The sequence below is a fragment of the Collinsella sp. 4_8_47FAA genome, from assembly GCF_000763055.1.
Classification (GTDB): domain Bacteria; phylum Actinomycetota; class Coriobacteriia; order Coriobacteriales; family Coriobacteriaceae; genus Collinsella.
In genome coordinates this window covers 300745-321388 of sequence record NZ_KN214136.1, presented here as the reverse complement: position 1 = coordinate 321388, position 20644 = coordinate 300745, and the positions used below count along the sequence as shown (strand labels likewise).

General features: G+C 66.0%; 20 protein-coding genes. 4 read left to right on the top strand and 16 right to left on the bottom strand.

Annotated features, from left to right (window positions below):
* Positions 1-90 precede the first annotated feature (90 nt).
* From HMPREF9463_RS07795 to HMPREF9463_RS07780, 4 genes are all read left to right on the top strand, one after another.
* Positions 91-1824 (top strand): L,D-transpeptidase, encoded by a 1734-nt coding sequence (locus tag HMPREF9463_RS07795; RefSeq protein ID WP_052044163.1) that lies wholly within the window; start codon positions 91-93, stop codon positions 1822-1824.
* Positions 1825-1956: 132 nt separating this feature from the next.
* Complete coding sequence (locus tag HMPREF9463_RS07790) at positions 1957-3393, top strand: efflux RND transporter periplasmic adaptor subunit (RefSeq protein ID WP_052044162.1); 1437 nt, start codon at positions 1957-1959, stop codon at positions 3391-3393.
* Entirely contained in the window at positions 3393-4166 is a 774-nt protein-coding gene (locus tag HMPREF9463_RS07785) for an ABC transporter ATP-binding protein (protein ID WP_035138241.1), read from the top strand. The genes HMPREF9463_RS07790 and HMPREF9463_RS07785 overlap by 1 nt, the downstream gene beginning before the upstream one ends.
* Positions 4163-5377 (top strand): ABC transporter permease, encoded by a 1215-nt coding sequence (locus HMPREF9463_RS07780; protein ID WP_035138239.1) that lies wholly within the window; start codon positions 4163-4165, stop codon positions 5375-5377. The genes HMPREF9463_RS07785 and HMPREF9463_RS07780 overlap by 4 nt, the downstream gene beginning before the upstream one ends.
* Before the next feature lie 211 nt (positions 5378-5588).
* Here HMPREF9463_RS07780 and cobK read toward each other — a convergent pair whose 3' ends face one another.
* Genes cobK through cbiD form a run of 16 tightly spaced genes read right to left on the bottom strand, consistent with a single transcriptional unit; the run spans position 5589 to position 20644 of the window.
* Positions 5589-6362, bottom strand: coding sequence for a precorrin-6A reductase (gene cobK, locus HMPREF9463_RS07775; RefSeq protein ID WP_052044161.1), 774 nt, complete (start codon positions 6360-6362; stop codon positions 5589-5591).
* On the bottom strand, positions 6359-7000 hold the full coding sequence (locus HMPREF9463_RS07770) for a precorrin-8X methylmutase (RefSeq protein WP_035138237.1): 642 nt from the start codon (positions 6998-7000) through the stop codon (positions 6359-6361). Before HMPREF9463_RS07770 ends, cobK begins: the two co-directional genes overlap by 4 nt.
* Positions 7001-7516, bottom strand: coding sequence for a cob(I)yrinic acid a,c-diamide adenosyltransferase (locus HMPREF9463_RS07765; protein WP_035138235.1), 516 nt, complete (start codon positions 7514-7516; stop codon positions 7001-7003).
* Positions 7513-9012 carry a cobyric acid synthase gene (locus HMPREF9463_RS07760; RefSeq protein ID WP_232219778.1) on the bottom strand — a complete coding sequence of 500 codons (1500 nt, stop codon included), beginning with the start codon at positions 9010-9012 and terminating at the stop codon, positions 7513-7515. Before HMPREF9463_RS07760 ends, HMPREF9463_RS07765 begins: the two co-directional genes overlap by 4 nt.
* Positions 9005-10228 (bottom strand): pyridoxal phosphate-dependent aminotransferase, encoded by a 1224-nt coding sequence (locus HMPREF9463_RS07755; protein ID WP_052044159.1) that lies wholly within the window; start codon positions 10226-10228, stop codon positions 9005-9007. Before HMPREF9463_RS07755 ends, HMPREF9463_RS07760 begins: the two co-directional genes overlap by 8 nt.
* Entirely contained in the window at positions 10225-11199 is a 975-nt protein-coding gene (gene cbiB, locus HMPREF9463_RS07750; RefSeq protein WP_035138234.1) for an adenosylcobinamide-phosphate synthase CbiB, read from the bottom strand. The genes HMPREF9463_RS07755 and cbiB overlap by 4 nt, the downstream gene beginning before the upstream one ends.
* Positions 11199-12200 carry a histidine phosphatase family protein gene (locus HMPREF9463_RS10500; RefSeq protein ID WP_052044158.1) on the bottom strand — a complete coding sequence of 334 codons (1002 nt, stop codon included), beginning with the start codon at positions 12198-12200 and terminating at the stop codon, positions 11199-11201. The genes cbiB and HMPREF9463_RS10500 overlap by 1 nt, the downstream gene beginning before the upstream one ends.
* Positions 12197-12964: an adenosylcobinamide-GDP ribazoletransferase gene (locus tag HMPREF9463_RS07740; protein WP_035138233.1), complete on the bottom strand. Its 768-nt coding sequence runs from the start codon at positions 12962-12964 to the stop codon at positions 12197-12199. The genes HMPREF9463_RS10500 and HMPREF9463_RS07740 overlap by 4 nt, the downstream gene beginning before the upstream one ends.
* Entirely contained in the window at positions 12961-13509 is a 549-nt protein-coding gene (locus tag HMPREF9463_RS07735) for a bifunctional adenosylcobinamide kinase/adenosylcobinamide-phosphate guanylyltransferase (RefSeq protein WP_035138231.1), read from the bottom strand. Before HMPREF9463_RS07735 ends, HMPREF9463_RS07740 begins: the two co-directional genes overlap by 4 nt.
* Entirely contained in the window at positions 13506-14648 is a 1143-nt protein-coding gene (locus HMPREF9463_RS07730) for a nicotinate-nucleotide--dimethylbenzimidazole phosphoribosyltransferase (protein WP_084591835.1), read from the bottom strand. The genes HMPREF9463_RS07735 and HMPREF9463_RS07730 overlap by 4 nt, the downstream gene beginning before the upstream one ends.
* A complete protein-coding gene (locus HMPREF9463_RS07725) occupies positions 14641-16023 on the bottom strand; it encodes a cobyrinate a,c-diamide synthase (protein ID WP_232219777.1) in 1383 nt (460 codons plus the stop codon). Before HMPREF9463_RS07725 ends, HMPREF9463_RS07730 begins: the two co-directional genes overlap by 8 nt.
* Positions 16020-17369: a precorrin-6y C5,15-methyltransferase (decarboxylating) subunit CbiE gene (cbiE, locus tag HMPREF9463_RS07720; RefSeq protein WP_052044157.1), complete on the bottom strand. Its 1350-nt coding sequence runs from the start codon at positions 17367-17369 to the stop codon at positions 16020-16022. The genes HMPREF9463_RS07725 and cbiE overlap by 4 nt, the downstream gene beginning before the upstream one ends.
* Entirely contained in the window at positions 17357-18100 is a 744-nt protein-coding gene (gene cobJ / locus HMPREF9463_RS07715) for a precorrin-3B C(17)-methyltransferase (protein ID WP_035138228.1), read from the bottom strand. The genes cbiE and cobJ overlap by 13 nt, the downstream gene beginning before the upstream one ends.
* Entirely contained in the window at positions 18100-19194 is a 1095-nt protein-coding gene (locus HMPREF9463_RS07710) for a cobalt-precorrin 5A hydrolase (RefSeq protein WP_232219776.1), read from the bottom strand. The genes cobJ and HMPREF9463_RS07710 overlap by 1 nt, the downstream gene beginning before the upstream one ends.
* Positions 19195-19233: 39 nt before the next feature.
* A complete protein-coding gene (locus tag HMPREF9463_RS10750) occupies positions 19234-19467 on the bottom strand; it encodes an SAM-dependent methyltransferase (protein ID WP_195568111.1) in 234 nt (77 codons plus the stop codon).
* Positions 19460-20644: a cobalt-precorrin-5B (C(1))-methyltransferase CbiD gene (cbiD, locus tag HMPREF9463_RS07705; protein ID WP_035138224.1), complete on the bottom strand. Its 1185-nt coding sequence runs from the start codon at positions 20642-20644 to the stop codon at positions 19460-19462. Before cbiD ends, HMPREF9463_RS10750 begins: the two co-directional genes overlap by 8 nt.

Here is a 20644-nt window from a genome sequence, read left to right as displayed (position 1 = left end):
CCGTACCACAAACAGCAGGGCAATCGCTATAATGCAAGCCCAGTAAAAACACGATGAACCGCAAGGCGAAAATCGAAGGATATGCATACGATGTCGCAAAACGATCGAACTCAACTGATTCCCGATCCGCAGCAGCCGAACAGGCACACCGGCGGCGTTCAGTCGCCGCGTCCTATCGCGCCGAGCCACCGTCAGCAGCGTAGTGCAGCAAACGCTTCCCAACGCCCGAACCAACAGCGACAGCAGCGTCAACAACGTCAGCAGCGTCAGGCAAACGGCAATGCGCCCAAGCAGCCCCCCACGCACGCTCGAGGCGATCGTGGCCCCGCGCGCAAGTCCGCCGAGAACAATAAGTCGGGCAAAAAGACAACGCTCTTTGTCGTCCTTGGTCTAATCGTCATTGTCTATATCGTAGGCGTCGTAGCGTTTTCGCAGGTAGCCTACCCCAACACCACCGTCGCCGGCGTCGACGTCTCGTTCTCCAACGCGTCGTCTGCCGCCACCAAGGTCAACTCGGCATGGAAGCACTATAAACTCACCGTGACAGGAGATGACTTTAGCTGGACCTATCAGCCCGAGTCCGATGAACCCATCGTCGACGGTGAAGCTGCTGCAAAAGAAATCATCAACCACAACGAAGCCTTTATTTGGCCGGTCCGCCTTGTGGAATCCTTAAGCGGCAAGACCAAAACAACTGCTACCTCCAACGAAGTCGATCTTGATCAAGACGTCGACCTGTCCATGCTCTCCGATACCTTTGACCAAAAGAAGTTTGAGGAGGACCTGGGCGCCGCTATCGACGAGTTTAACGAGGGCCGTTCGGGCACGTTCGAGGCCAATAGCTCCTATGACGAGCAGGCCGGCAAGTTTACCGTCGAGAAGGCGCGCTCCAACGAAAAAATCAACCGCGAGCATGTCATTAAGTATGCCGAGCTCGAGCTTGCCTCGCTGGCCGAGACCGTAGATCTTTCCAAGCTCGGCAACGATGCCTATGAGCCACTCAATGGAACGCTGACAGATGATCAGATTCAGGACGCATGTGATGCCGCCAACAACTTCCTGGGCGTCAACGTGACCCTCAAGCTCAACGGCGAGGATGCCGGCAAGGTCGACGGCAGCTCCGTGTTGCAGTGGATCAGCTTTGCCGATCCGGCCAACCCCACGCTCGATACGTCGCAGATCAGTAGCTGGGCAGCCGAGCTCGCCAACGGCTTTAATACCGTGGGCTCCACTCGCTGGTGGACGCGCGCCGATGGCAAGCAGTGCGCCGTCGAAGGCGGCGACTTTGGTTGGTCCATCGACAGCAGCTCGCTCGCCAAGCAGGTCGAGGACGCCATTAACAACAAGCAGACCGGCGATATCGAGATCAAGTACTCCCAGAAGGCTGACACCTTTACCGCAAAGGGAGAGCCCGACTGGAAGGCGTATATCGACGTCGACCTGTCCGAGCAGCACGCGCGCTACTACGACGAGAGCGGCAATATCGTGTGGGAGGCCAACTTTATTTCCGGCAAACCGGGCGAAGACGCCACCCCCGAGGGCGTGTGGCAGATCAACAGCAACGACGGTGGCAGCACCCTGATCGGAGCCAAGGACCCCGAGACCGGTAAGCCCAAATACGAGAGCCCGGTGAGCTACTGGATGCCGTTCGAGGGCAATATGATCGGCTTCCACGACGCTACATGGCAAAACGACAAGAGCTTCGATAATGCCGAGTCGTACAAGTGGTGCGGCAGCCACGGTTGCATCAACCTGCGCCTGGCAGACGCCAAGGCACTTCACGACTGCATCAAAGTCGGCCTGTGCGTGGTTGTCCACTCGTAGTGCAGCGCGCGCATTCCTACAACGTGGAACCGCTGCGACCAATCTAACAGTTCCGAAAGAAACCGTCCTATGCGCCCGCCCCAACCGGTGGGCGCATATAATTATCGAGGTTCTTTCTATAAAGGAGACGCTATGCCGAATGTCCCCACCATTACCCCGGGCCCGGATGATACCGAGCACACGCCCGAAGGTGCCACCGAAACGATTCCTCTGATTACAAACGTGCATGCCGATAAGCAGAACGGACGCGCGAACGATGCGGCCGAGATTTCCGATGAAGAGGCATACGCCAAGCTCAAGGCAAAACGTGCCGAACGTCGGCGCAAAAAGCTGATTCGACGCGGTATTGCCGCCGGCGTCGTGGGTGCCATCGCGCTCATTGCCATTGTCGCAACCCTGGTTATCAATGCGCAGCCACAGGGCGCTAGCGAGCCTGTGACCGACATGGTGACCGAGGGCACGTTTACCACAACGGTCGAGGCGAAAGGCCAGCTCAAACCCATTTCGTCCTCAGTGGTCTCCCCTTCTGTCGACGGCACGGTCGATTCGATCAACGTTCAGCCGGGCCAATCCGTTAACGAGGGCGACGTGCTTATGACCATTAAAAACGACGAGCTCGATCGCAACGTTGCCGAGGCGCAGCGTGCAGTTGCAGCCGCCCAGGAAGACCTCACCAACGCGCAGAAAGCCGCCGCTGCCGCGCAGGCCACCCCAACGACGGACGATGATGGAGCTTCCGCAGCAGCTGGCATCACCGCCGCATCAGCGGACACAAACGCCGTATCGGCCGCACAGCGCGGCCTCGCATCGGCCCAGGCAAACCTCGATCAGGCGAACGCCAAGGCAGCCAGCCGTACGGTCACGGCCCCGAGCTCGGGTAGCATCGTGGAGCTCAACGCCAAGGTGGGCGCCACGGTAACAGGCGGCATGATCATGGGCGAAAGCGATACGAGCGGCGGCAAGCAGTGCATGCAAATCGCCGACCTATCCAAGATGAAGGTGACCGTGCAGGTAGGCGAAAAGGACATCGCCAAGATCGCCGTTGGGCAGAGCGCCAACGTCACGTATCCTGCGTTTCCCGATATCGTGAGCCAGGGCACCGTCACGGCTATCGCATCGGTGGCAAACTCCGACGCCGCCAACGGTGGCGGCGGCAGCGTAACCTTTAACGTCGACATTCTCATTGAGGCGCCCGACGCGCGCCTGAAGCCGGGCATGACGGCCGAGGTATCGGTGGTGACCGAGCAGCTCGACGACGTGGTGATGGTGCCGACGATGGCGCTCATGACCGAAGACGGCGAACATTATTACGTCAACGTGGCGACCGATGACGAGGGCAAGCAGACCCGTCGCGTGAAGGTGACTGTCGTGACGCAAAACGACAACGAAGCCGTAGTCGGCAAGACACAGGTCAAGCGCGACGACCAGGGCAACGAGATCAACCCCAACGTGCCGGTTACCAAGCTGCGCGATGGCGACACCCTCGTCATGGACACCGGAGCGGACGCAACGGCTGACGGCGGCTACGGCGCGGATTCGGGCAGTATGTCTGCCGACGAGGGCATGTAATGCGTCCCGTTATCGACATCCGCAACGTGCACCGCATCTTTGAGAGCGAGGCGGGGTGCGCCCACATCCTGCACAACGTGAGCTTGGCGGTAAATCCCGGCGAATTCGTCGCTATCACCGGCCCCTCGGGCTCGGGCAAGTCGACGCTCATGAACATCCTAGGCTGCCTGGATAAGCCGACGGCGGGCGGCTACTACCTGCAAGGGCTCAACGTGGCCGAGCTTGACGATGACGAGCTCACCGAAGTTCGCGCCCTGAGCATTGGCTTTGTCTTTCAGAGCTTCAACCTGCTGCCGCGCCTGTCGGTTATCGAAAACGTGATGCTGCCGCTGGCCTACACCAATGTGCCCCGTAGCCAGCGCGAAATGCACGCTGTGCATGCGCTGCAGGCTGTCACGCTGCCCGTCGACCACTGGGACCACCGCATATCCGAGCTCTCGGGCGGCCAGATGCAGCGCGTCGCAATCGCGCGCGCCCTCGTCAATGACCCGCCCATCATTCTGGCCGACGAGCCTACGGGAAACCTGGACTCCGCTACCGGAGCGCTTGTGATGGAGACCTTCCATAAGCTCCAGAAACGCGGCAAAACCATCGTGCTTATCACACACGACCCCGGCATCGCCGCCGAGGCCGACCGTGCCGTGACCATCCGCGACGGTCGCATTCACGACGGCGCGTATATTCCACATGCACCGCGGACCCTGCGCAGCGCCGTAGATAGCCTGCCCATGATTTCCGCCTCCGCCAACCCGCCGAAAGGAGTGGTGGCATGAGCGCCCGCGATCTCATCCAGGAAGCCCTTCACTCGCTCGAGGCCAACAAGGGGCGCAGCCTGCTCACCATTCTGGGCATTGTCATCGGCATCGCCTCGGTTATCGCCATGACTTCGCTCATCGGCGGCATCCAAAACAGCCTGGTCAACAGTCTGGGCCTCAATGCGGCACGCATGGTGCAAATCTATTCGTCGCAAGAACTCACCGAGTCGGACATCGAGAAGCTTCAAAAACTGGTGCCGCAGATAGAGCAGATCGGCATTGTCGACAGCGCGTATACCGAGTACAAGACCGGCGATAAAAGCTATACCGTCATGGCACAGGGTGTCGATAGCGACATGCTCGACGCCGTGGGGGCCAGCAAGCTCGTTGCGGGGCGCACCTATTCCCAGGCCGAGTCCCAATCAGGCTCGCGCGTGGCGCTCATCAGCCGCGGCGGCGCCGATCAGCTTTACGGCAACGAACAGGATGCGCTGGGGAAAACCATCAAGGTGTCCAACGGCGAGGTGCAGATTGTAGGTGTGATTGATGGCGGCAACGACTCCATGGGCTCGCTCACGCTGTATATGCCGCGCGAAACCATCTCAGGCCTGTTTGGCGACGAAAATCCTTCATTCCCCAGCGTGACGGCTCTTGCCGCCGAGGGCACAGACATGGACGAGCTTTGTAAGACCATCGAGTCCAAGGTGCGCGCAATGAAGGGCATCGCGGAGGATGATGAGTACGACAGTGTATCGGCGACCTCCATGAAAAGCGCCATCGATGCACTCAACTCCTTTATGGGCGCGTTCTCGCTCATCATGGGCGCTGTCGCCAGCATCTCGCTGCTTGTCGGCGGTATCGGCATTATGAATATGATGCTCACCAACGTGACTGAGCGCATCCGTGAGATCGGCATTCGCCGTGCCCTGGGCGCAAGTCGTCGCGATATCACCGCGCAGTTTTTGGCCGAGTCCTCGGCGCTGTGCGTCACCGGCGGACTGTTGGGTGTCCTGATTGGCTATCTGCTGGCATGGGGACTCACGTTCTTTGCCGCAAGCTCGGGCATCATGAGCGAGTTTGGAGCTACCGGGACGATCACGCCAAGCTTCTCCATTACAACAGTGTTGATCGCGTTTGCCGTATCGGTCGGCATCGGCGTAATCTTTGGCTTCTACCCCGCTCGCCGTGCAGCAAAGCTCGACCCGGTGGAATGCCTACGCTACCAGTAAGCCACCACCAACAAGTTGCGGTGAATTAGGGACTGAATATGCTATTTAGCAGCAAAAACAGACGCTATTTCACCGCAACTTATTGAAGGGCTGCTTGCGCCAGTTCCGTGCGTCGTCCTCGAGCGATTGGCGGATGACAGGCTTGTACGGGTCGAGCTTGCTCGGGGCGCTCCTCCTCGCAGGCGGGAGGGCACGCATGCGCGGCGAGCGCCTAGCGCGCGAACTCCCGTAAGAGCGCGTCTTCCACTTCCCTAAGCGAAAGGGCCCCGCCTCCCTCGGCGGGACGGGCGACCACGATACAGCGCGCTCCCACGTCGCGCGCGGAGGCGATCTTCTCGGCCGTGCCGCCTACGGTTCCCGAGTCCTTGGTCACAAGCCACTGGGCGCCCACCTGCCGAAGCATCGCCTCGTTGAGCTCGCGGGTGAAGGGCCCCTGCATGCCGATGACGTGCGACGGCGAAAACCCCGCGTCGATGCACTTCGTTATAGCACCGGGCAGAGGGAGCACACGCACGAAGAAGCGCTCCGCGAAATCGGCGACGCGCGTGTAGGGAGCAAGCTCCTTGCTCCCCGTCGTGAGAAGCGCGCGACCCGGGTTCTCGGAGAGAAAGCGCGCCGCGCAGGCGATCGACGCGACCGACACGACGCCTTTGGGCAGCGCCTCGACCGCGCGCGTAAGGCGCAGGCATCGTGCACCCACGGCGAGCGAAGCGGCCCGGATGTTGCCGCTTGCGAGCGTAGCGAAGGGGTGCGTGGCGTCGACGACGATGCGCGCGCCGGAAAGCTCACGCTCCATGTCGGCCTCGTCGAGCCTGCCCGCATGCACCTCGATGCCCGGAAGCTCGCCCAAAAGCTCGCCTCCGTACTCGGTTGCCGCGTAGGCACGGGCGGGGATTCCCGCCCCGCTCGCCCATTCGCACAGGAGGCGGCCCTCGGTGGTGCCGGCGAAGATGCGCAGCGCCGGCGCGGATGCGGGGGCCGTCACTTCGGGCCGCCTGGGCGCGTGATCTGGTAGAGCAGCGCGTTCATAATGGCGGCCGCCACGGTCGAGCCGCCCTTGCGACCCCTCGCGACGATGGCCGGCACGCGTCGCGCGAGTAGCTCCTCTTTTGCCTCGACCACGTTCACAAACCCAACCGGCACCCCAACGACGAGCGCGGGCGCGATCTTCCCCGCGTCCATGAGCTCGGCGAGGCGCAGAAGTGCTGTGGGAGCGTTGCCGACGGCCACGATGAGCGGACCCTCGATGCCGCAAGCTTTGTCCATGCTCGCAACGGCGCGAGTCGTGCCCGCGGCGCGCGCCGTTGCGGCGACATCCGGGTCGGCCATATAGCACACGGCCTTGCAGCCGATCTTCGCGAGCGCGGGCTTGCTTATGCCTGCGAGCGCCATGTTCGTGTCGGTGAGCACCGTGGCCCCTGCGCGCAGTGCGTCGAGCGCACAGTGCGCGGCGTCATGGGTGAACACGAGGGAATCGGCGTACGAGAAGTCGGCAGTGGTGTGGATGACGCGCTTCACGACGGGCTCTTCGAGCGGCGGGAACGTGCGGCCGCCGAGCTCTTCGGTGATGATTTCAAAGCTGCGCCGCTCGATGTCGCCGGGCGCCATCTCCTTGGAATCCATCTAGTACTCCACTCCTTCCCTTGCACATATCCCCTGCTCGTAGGGGTGTTTCTCGCACCGCATCTCGGTTATGTAGTCGGCCTTCTCCACGATCTTGCGGGAAGGCGCGCGCCCGGTGAGCGCTACTTCGACGCCGCGCGCGGACATATCGAGCGCGCGGTCCACGAGCGCCTCGTCGACAAGCCCCTTCGAAAGCGCGTCGAGCGCCTCGTCGAGCACGAGCAGCCCCTCCTGCGCGCCCTCGAGCTCGGCGAGCGCGGAAGCGAGGTTCCCATCGTGCAACTCGCGCGTCGCGGCAAGTTCTTCCGACGTCATGGACCAGGTAAACTTGTCCGACGCCTTCCCCGCGAACACGGGCACGCCGAAATGCTCGGCGAGCAGGCGCGCCTCCCCGCTTTCGCCGTCTTTCAGGAACTGCACAACGACGACGCGGCGGCCTGCGGCGAGCATGCGAAGGGCGAGCCCCATCGCCGCCGTGGTCTTGCCTTTGCCGTCGCCATGATACACGTGGATCATACGCCCTCCTCGATAATGCGGTAGACATACTCCATGTCGAGCGCCCCGCGCACGACGTCGGCCAGGCGGTCGAACTCGCGCGCGCGGTGATCGGCCGCGGACGCCGCGCCCGCAGCACCCACGACGCTCTCGGGCAGGCCGCGCATGCGCGCAAGCGAGCGCGCGAGGGCGAGCGCCACCCCCGGTTCGTCAAACAGGCCGTGGAGATAGGTTCCGAACACGTTTCCGCAGGCCGCGCCTTCTGGTTTGCCGACAATCGTGCCCGCAGGAGCGCAGGAGACGGTCGTTTCGCCGTCGTGAATCTCGTACCCGCGCGCCGTCATGCCGTTCCACACCGAGAACGCGCCTTGGGCACCCGTGATGCGCAGCTCCGACTGGGCGAGGCGTTTTTCCTCCTTGAACACCGTACTTGCAGGGATGAGCCCGAGCCCGCGCGCGGTGCCAGCGCCTTCCCTGCCGTGCGGATCGGAAAGCTCGTCTCCCAAAAGCTGGTAGCCTCCGCATATGCCGAGCACCGGCGTGCCCGCGCCCGAAAGCGCGCGTACACAGGCTCCGATGCCGCTAGCCGCAAGCCAGCGCGCGTCGTCGAGCGTGGTCTTCGAGCCGGGGAGCACCACCAGGTCGGGTCGGCCCAGATCGGTCGTCGAGGAAACGTAGCGCACGCCCACGCCGGGCACGCGCGAAAGCGGGTCGAAGTCGGTGAAGTTCGACAGATGTGGAAGGCGCACGACGGCGACGTCGATGACGCCGCGCGCCTCGCGGGCAGATAGGCGCGGCGCGAGCGAGTCCTCGTCGTCCAGGTCGAGCGTAAGATACGGCACGACCCCCACGACGGGAACCCCGCACATCTTCTCGAGCGGGGCCAAACCCGGGCGCAGGATTTCCACATCGCCGCGGAACTTGTTCACCACAAGCCCCCGCAAAAGAGCGCGATCCTCGGGCGCAAAGAGCGCGACCGTGCCGTAGAGCTGGGCAAACACCCCGCCTGGGTCGATGTCGCCCGCGAGCAGCACGGGGGAGGACACGGCGCGCGCGAGCCCCATGTTGACGATGTCGTTTTCGGCAAGGTTGATTTCGACGGGGCTGCCGGCGCCCTCGATGACGATGACGTCGTTTTCCTCCGCGAGCGAATCGAACGCCTCCAAAATCTGCGGCATGAACGCCTTCTTTCGCGCGAAGTAGTCCCTCGCAGCGAAGGCTCCCTGCGCCTTGCCGGCCACGATGAGCTGGCTTCGGTGGTCGCTTTCGGGCTTGAGCAGGATGGGGTTCATGCGCACGTCGGGCGCGATGCCGCACGCCTCGGCCTGCATGATCTGGGCGCGCCCCATCTCGAGCCCATCGGCCGTGACACCGCTGTTGAGCGCCATGTTCTGGCTCTTGAAGGGAGCCACGCGCAGGCCGTCCTGCGAAAGCACACGGCACAGCCCCGCCGCAAGCAGGCTCTTCCCCGCGTTCGACATGGTGCCCTGGATCATGATGGGCTTCGCCCTACCCACGGGTATCGACCTCCTTCGCCGAGCCTCGGCCATCCGCGCCCGCCATAGCGTCGCTGCAAGAAGCGCCGCCCCGTTCGTCGAGTTCGCCTTCGCCCGATGCGCCTTCCGCCCGAAGCGCGCGGCTGAACGCCATCGCAAGCCGGGCGTTCTCCTTGCGCGTGCGCACCGCGACGCGGCACCAGAAACGGGACAGTACCGAAAACGAGTCGCACGTGCGGACCAAAACCCCCTGTTTATACAGGCGCTCGGGGATGTCTTTCGCCGGCGTGCGGACTAAAAGGAAGTTCGTATCCGACGGCACGACGGAAAGCCCGAGCGAGGAGAGCTCGTGGGAAAGCCACGCTCGCTCGCCCGCCAGTACATCGCGCGTGCGCGAGACGTATTCGACGTCTTCCAGGGCGGCGATGCCCGCGGCCTCGGCGACCGAGGAGACGGGCCACGCCTGCCCAGCCCGGCGAATCCCATCGATGAGTTGGGCGTTTCCGCTGATCAGATATCCCAACCGCAACCCCGCCATTCCGTAGAGCTTGGTGAACGCGGAGAGCACGGCCACATGGCGCGAACACGCGGCGCGTGCGGCCACGCTCCTTTCGCGGGCGTCGGGCGCAAATCCGAGGAAGCACTCGTCCACGACGAGCAGCGCGCCCACCTGCTCGCAGCGGCAAGCCGCGGCATCGATTACGCGGGGGTCGACGAGGCGCCCCGTCGGGTTGTTCGGATTGCAGAGGTACGCCACGTCTCCCGGCCCCTCGATCGCGCGGGCGAAGGAGGCAGGCACGTCGAAGTCGTCCGCTTCGGAGAGCGGGAACTCCTGCACGCATGCGCCGTAGTACGATGCCGCCTCCGCATATTCAGAGAACGTCGGCGCGCACACGACGATGCGTTTCGGGCGCACCGCCGCAGCGAGCCGCCAGATGATGTCGGACGCGCCCGCGCCGCAGACGATAGTATCTTCGGGAATGCCCTGGGCGCGCGATAGGGCGCGAACAAGGGCGAGGCTTTCCCTATCGGGGTAGGCGTCGATTCGAGAAAGCGCCTTGCAGGCTGCGGCGACAGCGCGCGGCGAGGGGCCTGCCGGATTCACGTTCACCGAGAAATCGATGAAGTCGGAGGCGCCCCCTTCGCAAGCGATGCCAAGCGATTGCGCACTGCCCCCATGCGTACGGGCGCGCAGGATTCCCCCGGCAGCCCGGGACGCAGCGTGGTCTTCCCTCATGACATCGCCCCCACGGCGAGCACGACCGCCGCGCGCGCGGCGCCGAAGACGACGAGCGCGCATACGGACGCGGCGAGCATGAGCCTTGTCGCCCGGGCGATGTCGCCCCACTCGATTTCGCGGGATGCGTCGCCTATCGTCGGTTTCTCAACGAGCTTGCCGAAATACACCGCGGGTCCTGCCAGGCGCAGCCCGAGCGCGCCCGCGCACGTTGACTCGGTCTGCGCCGCGTTCGGGCTCGCATGGCGACGCCTGTCACGGCGCCAGATGCGCGCCGCCCCGCGAGCATCGAGCCCGACGATCGGGCACACGGCGATCATGAGCAGGGCCGATAAGCGCGAGGGAATCCAGTTCACCGCATCGTCGAGGCGCGCCGAGGCGCAGCCGAAGTCGATGTAGCGCTCGTTTTTGTAGCCCACCATGCTGTCGAGCGTGTTCACCGCCTTGTACGCCATGCCCAAGGGCGCACCCCCGATCATAAGGTAGAAAAGCGGCGCGATGACGCCGTCGCTCGCGTTCTCCGCCACCGTTTCCACGGCGGCGCGCGCAACGCCCTGCTCGTCGAGAACAGACGTGTCGCGTCCCACGATGAGCCCGACGGCTTCGCGAGCCGCGACAAGGCCGCCCTTCGAGAACGCGCGGGCCACGGCCAGGCTCTGGCGGCGCAGCTCGCATGCCGCGAGAATCTGATAGCTCGCCCATGCCTCGGCCACGAAGCGCAAGCCGGGGTGAACCATGCCGCAAAGATGCAGGATTCCCAAGGTCAAAAGCCCACACGCAAGCGGAAGCGCCACGGCAAGCACAAGCCCTGCGGCGCGCGTGCCCGCGGACGTTTGCGGGAATGAGCCCCGCAGGCGGCCTTCGGCCCACGTGATCGCGCGCCCCATGGCGACAACGGGATGGGGAAGCCAGCGCGGGTCGCCGAAGGCAAGGTCGGCTGCGAACCCAGCGGCGGCGGCAAGAATCGTCATCACCGGGCATCGCCCCCCGAAGCGGGGCGAACGTCGCGAAGGCAGCGCCCATCCCAGGTGGCGGCCCATGCGCCGCCCGGCTCGGTATGCACGTCGAAATATCCCATTTTCGGGACAGCTAGCTCGGAGAGCAGCGCTTTCACGGTACCCGCGTGAACGACGAAGACGGCGCGCCCACTCCCCTGGGCGCGCTCCGATTCGCACGCCTCCCGAAACGCCGCGACGACGCGGCGGGTGAAATCGCTCTTGCCCTCGCCATGCGGGCAGCGCGTCTCGCACCAGGAGTCTACCCAGGCGCGGTAGCGCACATCCTCTTTAAGCTCGGCGGCGCTTCGCCCCTCGAAGTCACCGAAATCCATCTCGCGCAGACCGGGGCACGCCATAAGCTCCGCGTTCGGGAAGAGGATGCGCGCCGTCTGGTCGGTGCGGGCCATGCCGCTCGTGATAACACGGAACACGTCACGATCGCACGCGAGGTCGCGCAAAGCGCGCTCGCCCGCGCTCGACAGGGGCTCGTCGGTGCCCGCCCCGCTGTAGCGATGGTCTTCCGTGCCCGCCGTGGCACCATGGCGCACGAAGACGACCTCCAAAGGCGCGCCCGCGCCCTGCGTCCCTCGAGGAGCATCGGCAAGGTTTCCTTTGATGACCTGGGGAATCCCGCACGTCATGCGCACGACGACGTCGGCGCGCGCAGCGAGCGCGCATCCCAGGCGCCCCGCGCGCTCGCGCCATTGGGCGTCTTCCGCATGCATAGGGACGACCCCCGAGCCGACCAAGGACAGAATCACTGCGTCGAAGCCGATCAGCCGCTCGAGCGCCCGGTCAGCGTCGAGCGCGCGTACGAGTTCCTCAGCATAGTACGCGACGCGGCCGGCAAAAGCCGCGGGCACGCCGCCCTCCGCAAGCTGCGCCGCGTCGACGAAATCGTCCGCCGCGAACCCGAGCTTTTCGCGCACGAAGGTCCTCTTCCCCGAATGCGCGCCGCCTACCACGAGAATCATAGGAGCATACCCCCCGCCACCAGCATGGCAAGCATCGCGAGCTCGGCCCATTGCAGAAACCATCCGGCCAAATCCCCCGTCACCCCGCCGAAGCGGGACAGGGCAACATGACGGTACCACGCGAGCGCCAAAAGCCCCGCCACCGCCATAAGGGCGCCGACGGCCCGAGCGCACGCGACCATCCCTGCAGCCGAAGCCGCAGCGAAAGCGCAAAGCGGCACGACGATCGCCGCGCGCTTCTTAGCAGGCGAGAGTCCCGCGGCCATGCCGTCCGCCCGCGCGGCAGGCCAGCATTCTACGGCGAGCCCCGAAAGCGCGCGGGAGAACACGAGCGAGCACAGAAGCGCGAGGAACGCCCCCGCCGTAAGCGGCAGCGCGGTGAACAGGGAAAACTGCAGAATAAGGTACATGACAACACCGATGACCCCGAAGGCGCCTGCCCGCGGGTCGTGCATGATCTCGAGCTTTCGCTCGCGCGGGGTCCAACTTGCAAGCGCATCGGAGGTGTCGCAGAGCCCGTCTAGGTGAATGCCTCCCGTCACCGCCACAGGCAGCGCCACGAGCACAGCCGCGACGATGGTCGCGGGCACGCCGAGCAGGTTCGCCACGTGCCCCCACGCCGTCATGAGGAAGCCTTCCGCAAGGCCCACCAGGGGAAACGCGGCAAGCGCATGGGTTGATCCGAAATCGGTCCAGGCCGATTTCGGGACGGGGATGCGCGAGAACGTTCCGAACGCCGCGCCGATTGCCTCTGCTATCTTCACCTTGTAGGTCCTTCGCCTTTCATCCACACGGGAATCCCGCATACCACTTCGACTGCGCGGTCGGCCAGCGCCGCCACGCCCGCGTTCACGCGCGCGAGCGCGCGCCTCCATGCCTCGGTCCCCTCATCGTAGCGCATCCCATCGGCGAACACGTCGACGGTGACCACCACCGTATACGCAGCGGCCTGAGCGAGCCGTTCGATGCCTCCGAGCACCTCGCGCGCCGCAGCGTCGGGGTCACGTGGGGACAAGCCGCCTTCCGCGAAAAGCTCGTTTGCAACCAGGTTGCCCACGTCCTCCAAAAGAAGCGTGCAGCCGCGCGGAAGCCCGGACACTGCGGCGCCCACGTCACGCGTGCGCTCGAGGGTGGAAAACCCCTTGCCCTCGCGCAGCGCCCGATGGCGCGCGATGCGGCGGGCGCCCTCTTCCCCGAAGGGCTCCATCGTTGCCAGGTACACGCGAGGGCCATCGTGCCCGAGGCACAGGGACTCGGCGTAGGCGCTCTTGCCGCTCGCGGCGGCGCCGATGACGAGCGTCACCGTCATTTCCCGGCCTCGAAATGCTCGTAAGCAGCCATGCCAGTCGCCGTGAACGTCTTCCCATCCCGGTACACGCGCAGCGCCGAATCCAGAAGGGGCAGATACGCCATGGCGCCCGCGCCCTCGCCCAAGTGCATGCCTGCGTCGAGGGGTGCCTTAATGCCGATCTCGCGAAGGAGCTCCTGGCTTGCGGGTTCGCTTGATGCGTGGGTGCCCACGAGGTAGCCCAAGGCGTTAGGGCACAGGCGCGCCGCGCACAGGGCCGCCGTGCAGGATATGACCCCGTCGAGGAGCGCCGGCGCCTTCGAGGCCGCGGCCCCCAGGTAGAAGCCGCACATCGCCGCGATGTCGAAGCCGCCCACCTTCGAGAGCACGTCGATCGGGTCGGCGGGATCGGGAGAGTTCGCGTCGATAGCGCGCTCGACCACGTCGCGCTTGCGCGCGAACGAGGCGTCCGAGAGCCCCGCGCCGCGCCCGACGAGGCTCCGTGCGTCCGCCCGGAGGAGCACTGCGGCCACCGCCGCCGAGGTGGTCGTGTTGCCGATGCCCATCTCGCCCGCGGCGAGAAGGCGCACGCCGGCGCGGGCAAGCCCGCACGCGACGGCGATTCCGACTTCGATCGCGCGCACGGCCCCATCGCGAGACATAGCGGAACCGTGCGCGATATTACCGCTCCCCCGCCGCACGTTCGCGAGCACCATGCGCGCGTCTTCTATGCCCCGGGCCATACCCACGTCGACGGGCACGACCTCGGCACCCGCGAACGCCGCCATGCGGCAGGCACTCGTGGCCCCCTCGCACATGTTGCGCGCGACGGCTCGCGTCACGTCTTGTCCGCTTTGCGACACGCCTTCGGCAACGACCCCATTGTCGGAGAAGAATACCGCGAGCGCACGGGGAAACTCGGCCACCTCGGCGCTCCCCTGAGCTGCGGCGATACACGCGACGGCGTCTTCAAAGTCGCCCAATCCCCCCAAGGGGTGCGCGATGGAGTCCCACGCGGCGTACGCGGCGGCGCGGGCGCACTCGTCTGCGGGCGCGATCCGGGAGAGCGCGGCTTCGAGCACGGCGCCCGGCGCCGACGAGAACGCGCGCTCGACTTCCTCGCGGATGCAGGCAAGCGCGGTTTCGGTTGCTTCAGCCATGCCGTCTCCTCTCTGCGAACGACGCTGCGGCAGATGCAAACGCGCGCACAACGTCGGGGTTCGCAGGATAGTACACATGCGGGAAGCCCGCAACCAGGGACGGGGTGGTCGTCATGCACGGCCAGCCCTTGTCGCGCCGGGGCTTCTGCGCCCAGAAGTCGCCGCCCGGGCAGGTGGACTGCCAGTAGTGGAACTCGTGCGCGCGGATGCGTGTGCCGCGCGGCCCGTAGAGCCCGTCGCGTTGAGAAGTGAGCTCCACGTACCCGAAATAGGACAGCCTTCCCCCGTTCTCGCTTGCGCCCTCAAGGGCGCCCGCAACAGGCCAGCGCCGCCCCTCGCTATCGGCGATTTCGCGCTGCAGATACAGAGACCCACCGCATTCGGCGACCGTCGGCATGCCGGATTCAACCGCGCGCCGCATCGCCTCGCGCATCGGCGCGTTCTCGGAGAGCTGCCGCGCATGGAGCTCCGGGTAGCCGCCCCCCAGATAGAGGGCGCTTGTCCCCCGGGGCAACTCGCTATCACACAGGGGGCTGAAAAAGGCCAGCTCGCAACCCAGGTCCTCGAGCGCGCGCAGGTTCTCCTCGTAGTAGAACGAGAACGCCTCGTCACGCGCGACGGCGACGATGGGCCGCGCTCCCGCGATCGGCTCCAACCGGTAAGGATCCTCGCGGATATCGGGTGCCGTCGCCGCTATTTCGAGCAAGCGGTCGACGTCGACGCTCTTTTCCACCAGCTCGGCCATCTTGTCGATGCGCGCGGAGAGCTGCTCGACCTCGTCGGCGGTCACAAGCCCCAGATGCCGGCTTTCGAGCGAGAACGCCTCGTCGGCGGGGATATTACCCAAAACCGCGACGCCCGTGTGCTTCTCGATCGCAGGCTTCGCGTAGGCGCAGGCAGCGGCGCTCGTCTTGTTCAGCACGACGCCGCGCACGTTCGCACAAGGCAGGAACTCGGCGATGCCGCGGATTACGGCGGCGAGCGATAAAGACGCCCCGCGCCCGTTCACCACTAAAACGACCGGCGTTTCCGTGTCGCGCGCAACCTGGTAGCTGCTCGCGTCGGCCACGCCGGGCGCCACGCCGTCGTAGAAGCCCATAACCCCCTCGAGAACCGCGACATCCGCGCCCGCGGCGCCGCGTGCGAGCAGGGCGCGCAGCGTCGGGGCGTCGGTGAAGAAGCCGTCTAAGTTCCCCGAGCGCGCGCCCACGACGCGGCGATGAAAGAGCGGATCAATATAGTCGGGGCCGCATTTGAAGGCCGCGCATGCGAGGCCGCGGCGCGCGAGCGCGCGCAGGAGCGCACACGTAACGACTGTCTTGCCGCTCCCGCTCGAGGGCGCAGCGACCATGAAGCGCGGGATGGACGTGCTCACCGGGCACCGCCTTCCCCACCTGCACCACGCGCGCTGACGAGGAACACGGGGTTTTGCGCCTTCATAAGATGATGCGAGCCTACAGCCTCGGCGCGGGCGGCCGACAACTGGCACGCCTCGAACCCCTTAAAGCGCGAACCCGAGAGGAGCGCGCACGCCTCGGTGAGTGTCTCAATGGTGACGCATGGCACACACAGGCGAACCTGCGAATTCTTCTCGAGCGCCGCCTCCACGATGGAGGGAAGCTCGCCCGCGCTCCCGCCGACGAACACGGCGTCGGGGACGGGCAGTTTCGCGAGCGCTTCGGGAGCGACGCCGGGGACCGCATACACGTTGCCGCACCCGAATGCATCCGCGTTCTCTCGGATGAGCCGCACGCCGGCCGCGTTGCGCTCGACCGCCCATACCGACCCCGCTCGCGCGACGAGCGCCGCCTCGATCGACACGCTCCCCGTGCCGGCGCCGACGTCCCACACGGTGTCGGTCGCGGTAAGGCGCAGCTTCGCGAGCGCGACGGCTCGCACCTCCTGCTTGGTCATGGGAACGTCACCGCGGATGAAGAGCTCGTCGGGAATGCCCGAGGAAGCGTACGGCCAGCGGGAGCTCGCGTCGCGGGATGCGCCCGCAGAGTCCACCACGGAAGAAGTCGCCGCGGGCGCAGACGCGCCGGCCGGCGCCTCGGAGGCTGCGCTAGAGCCCGCAGGCGACCCGGCGCCGCCTGCGAAATCGATAAGCATCACGTTCAAGTCGTCGAACGTCTGACCTGCGATTTCACTTGCGGTCGCACAGGTGATGCGCTCGTCGAGGTACGACAGGCGCTCGGCCACCGTCACGCGCGCGTCCCCGAAGCCCGCCTGCACAAGCTCGCCGGAAAGCCGCGAGGGGTCTTCCCCGCCCGACGTGACGAGGAAGAGCTCACCTGCGCGCTCGGCCTCGGCCACGATGTCGCACGCCACGCCGTGAGCGCTCGCAAAGCGCCAATCCTGCCATGGACGCGCGAGGCGCGCGGCGAGATACGACGCTGAGCTTATGCCGGGAATGACGCGCACGTCCACCCGCGCGTTGCCGGAGAGCGCCTCCACCAGGCGGCGCGCGCCGCTGAACAGCCCCACATCGCCCGTCATCACGACCACGGCGCGCTGCCACGACGCCGCATCGGTGAGCGCGGCGACGATGTCCGCCGTCTTCACGAGCTCGCATCTCACCACGTCGGGCGGCACGTCGATGCCGGCAAGCGCGCGATGAGCGCCGATGACCACGTCGGCGATGTCGATCGCGTCGAGCGCCGCGCGCGAGAGCAAGTCGGGGTTTCCGGGCCCCGCCCCGATGATCGTTACCTTTCGCATGGAATCTCCCGATACCCGCGCGGCGTGACCATACGGCCGCCTACGAGCTTCGTGTTCGCGTTGCCGACGAACACGGTGGTGAACATGTCGGCGTCGATCTCCCCCAGCTCAGAGAGCCTACACATGCCCGACTGCTGCCCCTCGCGCCCGATGTTGCGTACCCAGCCGCAGAGCGTGTCGGGGGCCTTCCATTCGAGCATAATCTTCGCCGCGCGTGAGAGCCTGTCGGCGCGCTTTCTGCTGCGCGGGTTGTACAAACAGATGCAGAAGTCGGCGCTCGCCACGGCGGCGAGCCTGCGCTCGATGACCTCCCATGGCGTGAGCAGGTCGGAGAGCGACACGACCGCGAAGTCGTGGGCAAGCGGGGCGCCGAGCACCGCCGACCCGCTCTGAGCCGCGGTGGCCCCGGCGATAACTTCCACGTCTACATCGGGGTAGTCCTCCGCAAGCTCCAGCACGGGGCTCGCCATGCCGTACACGCCCGCGTCACCGCTGCACACGAGCGCCACGGCTTCTCCGCTCTGCGCGCGCGAAAGCGCCAGGCGGCATCGTTCGACCTCGTGCATCATCGGCGTCGCGAGATGCGCCGCGTCGGGCACGGCGGCGAGCGCGAGCTCCACGTATTTCGTGTACCCCACAACGATGTCGGCCGCCTCGAGCGCGCGCCGGGCCGCAATCGTCATGCCGTCGGGGCCGCCCGGGCCGATTCCCACCACGAAGAGCTTTCCCATCACCGCTCCTTAAACGAAAGTTCGATAGTTACCTTGGAAAACGCGACGGTCACGCCGCCGTGAGCGAGCTTCGGGAAGATAAGTTTGCCCCCGTCCGCGAGCGCCGCGCGCTCGCACACGTTGTCGACCCCCACCGTCGCACGCACGAAATCAGATGGCGAAACACTGCCTTCGACCTGCGACAACTCCTCTGCGGAATACGTCGCAAGCGGGATATTGCGCGCGCGGCAGAAGGCGAGCAGACCCTCCTCGTGCGCCTTCACGTCGATCGTCGCCGCCTCGCGCACGGCCGAAGGCGAGATGCCCGCCTGCCCGCACGCGAGAAGAAACGCCTCCCCGATGGCTTCGGCGCACGCACCGCGACGGCACCCTATGCCCGCAACGATGCAGGGCACGACAAGGCGAAGCGGCTCGGGCGCAGGCGCCTGCGCCCGCACGCCCGCCGGCTTCCACGTCTCGCCGGCGGGCACGACCTCGCCCGTTGTCTCCGACGCGCGAACGGACGCACCTGCATTCGCGCCAGCGAACGGCGACACGACGATATCGGCCCGAGCGCGGTCGGACGCAATGTCAACCCCCTCAGGTGGATGTCCCGAAATCGGCATGTCGGAATAGAGCGCCACGCGCCCGCCCGAAAGCAGCCGCGCCGACACTCGCCTGATGGCCTCGGGATTCGAAACGGCGAGCCCCGCACAGCGCGCCCACGTATCCACCGCCCACACGCCGCGGACGTCGGTCGCCGTGGTGATGACGGGGATGGCCCCTGCCGCGCGTGCCACAGTTTGCGCAAGCTCGTTCGCACCGCCCAAATGCCCCGACAAAAGCGGGACGGCAAAGCGCCCCGCCTCGTCAATCACCACAACCGCGGAATCGGTTGCCTTCGAGGCGACATGCGGCGCGATCGCCCGCACGGCGATGCCCGCCGCGCCCACGAACAGAAGCGCGTCCGACGCTTCCCACGCGAGCGCCGTCCATGCGCGCAGGTCGGCCTTCCCCTCGCCGAACCCGCGCGAAACGGAAACGTCCCAGCCAGGGTCATCTTCACCTGTCTGCGCGCAATCGGAAAGCGCGCGTGCGGTGCGCTCCGCCAACACATACCCCCTCTCAGTGAACGCTATGCAGGAAACCCTCATCTAGCGCACCACCATCGTCGAGAAGTAGCTGCCCCGATCGGGCACATCGTCGAGCGAGCGGTACACGCGCTCGCCCGGAAGCCCACAGTCCTCTACGAGCTCGGCACCGTCGAAGGCGCCCTCCTCGCGAAGGATGCGCTTCGTGTCCGCAAGCGAGCGGCGCGCCTTCATGACCACCTTCGTCCCCGGCCAGCCGATTGCGCGGCGCACCCCGTACAGCACGCCTTTACTCATACGTCGCCCCCAATTCCCCGATAACCGCATCGGCGCCCGACGTGCGGAAAAGCTCGCGGCGCTCGGCGTCGAACACGACCGCGGCGATGTCGCATGCGCCCGCCGCGCGGCGGCGCAACCTGTCCTCGATTGCCGCAGCGAGCGAGGCGCGCGCAGCGTCCCCCACGCCGGCGGCCTCGATTACCTCGAGCGCCGCCGTGGTCGTGACCGACGACATGATCTCGCACACGGTCTTCGCGCCCGCGCCGGCCAAGGCCGCGTGGGCGGCCAGAATCTCCGCGCGGCAGTCGGCGGTACGCGAATGGGTGTCCATGATGCCGCCCGCGACCTTCACCAGCTTGCCGATGTGTCCCACAAGAAGGACATTGGTAAATCCCTCGCGAACGCAGCAATCAATCGCATCGCCCACAAAGTTGGAGATGAAGACCACCGGCGCACCGTTTAGGTGGAAATGCCCCGAGATGAACTGCGCGCCGTAGTTGCCGGGCGTGAGCACGACTCCGCGCCGCCCCATAGCCGCATGCTGCCGGATCTCGAGCTCGATGCTGTCGCGCAAGGCAGCGAGGCTGCGCGGCTCGACGATGCCCGTCGTTCCCAGGATGGAGATGCCGTCCTCTATCCCCAGGTGCGGGTTGAAGGTCTTTTCGGCAAGGGCAACACCCTCGGGTACCGAAATCGTCACAGCAATGTTTCCAGAAAAGCCGTGCGCGGCGCACACCTCACGCACCGCCGAAGTAATCATCGCGCGCGGCGTCGCGTTGATGGCGGCCGCCCCCACCGGCTGCTCGAGCCCGGGCAACGTCACGCGCCCCACGCCCACGCCGCCATCGACGGAAACTTCCGATTCGTGCGCGGGCACGTCCTTGCTGCCCGCAGCACCCGTGCCCGACCCCGCATGTTCCACGCGCGCGTACACGAGCACGCCGTCGGTCACATCGGCATCGTCGCCTGCGTCCTTTCGCACGGCGCACTGGGCGCTCCCCTCGCCGATGCATGCGTCGACCACATCCGTCTCGACGGGCAGCCCGCCGGGGGTGACGACCGACACGCGGCCGACGGGCTTTCGTGACAAGAGCATCTCGCAGGCCGCCTTCGCCGCGAGCGCGGCGCAGCTCCCCGTGGTGTAGCCGCAGCGCAGGCGGGTCGTCCCGGTATATATGTAGTGCTCGAAGGCCAC

Bases quoted from the DNA above. Each gene is read 5' to 3' on its own strand.
- HMPREF9463_RS10500 (WP_052044158.1), bottom strand. From the start codon at position 12,200: ATGATTCTCGTGGTAGGCGGCGCGCATTCGGGGAAGAGGACCTTCGTG.
- cobJ (WP_035138228.1), bottom strand. From the start codon at position 18,100: ATGGGAAAGCTCTTCGTGGTGGGAATCGGCCCGGGCGGCCCCGACGGC.
- HMPREF9463_RS07770 (WP_035138237.1), bottom strand. From the start codon at position 7,000: ATGGATTCCAAGGAGATGGCGCCCGGCGACATCGAGCGGCGCAGCTTT.
- HMPREF9463_RS07755 (WP_052044159.1), bottom strand. From the start codon at position 10,228: ATGAGGGAAGACCACGCTGCGTCCCGGGCTGCCGGGGGAATCCTGCGC.
- HMPREF9463_RS07785 (WP_035138241.1), top strand. From the start codon at position 3,393: ATGCGTCCCGTTATCGACATCCGCAACGTGCACCGCATCTTTGAGAGC.
- HMPREF9463_RS10750 (WP_195568111.1), bottom strand. From the start codon at position 19,467: ATGAGTAAAGGCGTGCTGTACGGGGTGCGCCGCGCAATCGGCTGGCCG.
- cbiB (WP_035138234.1), bottom strand. From the start codon at position 11,199: ATGACGATTCTTGCCGCCGCCGCTGGGTTCGCAGCCGACCTTGCCTTC.
- HMPREF9463_RS07780 (WP_035138239.1), top strand. From the start codon at position 4,163: ATGAGCGCCCGCGATCTCATCCAGGAAGCCCTTCACTCGCTCGAGGCC.
- HMPREF9463_RS07730 (WP_084591835.1), bottom strand. From the start codon at position 14,648: ATGGCTGAAGCAACCGAAACCGCGCTTGCCTGCATCCGCGAGGAAGTC.
- HMPREF9463_RS07790 (WP_052044162.1), top strand. From the start codon at position 1,957: ATGCCGAATGTCCCCACCATTACCCCGGGCCCGGATGATACCGAGCAC.
- HMPREF9463_RS07765 (WP_035138235.1), bottom strand. From the start codon at position 7,516: ATGATCCACGTGTATCATGGCGACGGCAAAGGCAAGACCACGGCGGCG.
- HMPREF9463_RS07735 (WP_035138231.1), bottom strand. From the start codon at position 13,509: ATGACGGTGACGCTCGTCATCGGCGCCGCCGCGAGCGGCAAGAGCGCC.
- HMPREF9463_RS07795 (WP_052044163.1), top strand. From the start codon at position 91: ATGTCGCAAAACGATCGAACTCAACTGATTCCCGATCCGCAGCAGCCG.
- cbiE (WP_052044157.1), bottom strand. From the start codon at position 17,369: ATGCGAAAGGTAACGATCATCGGGGCGGGGCCCGGAAACCCCGACTTG.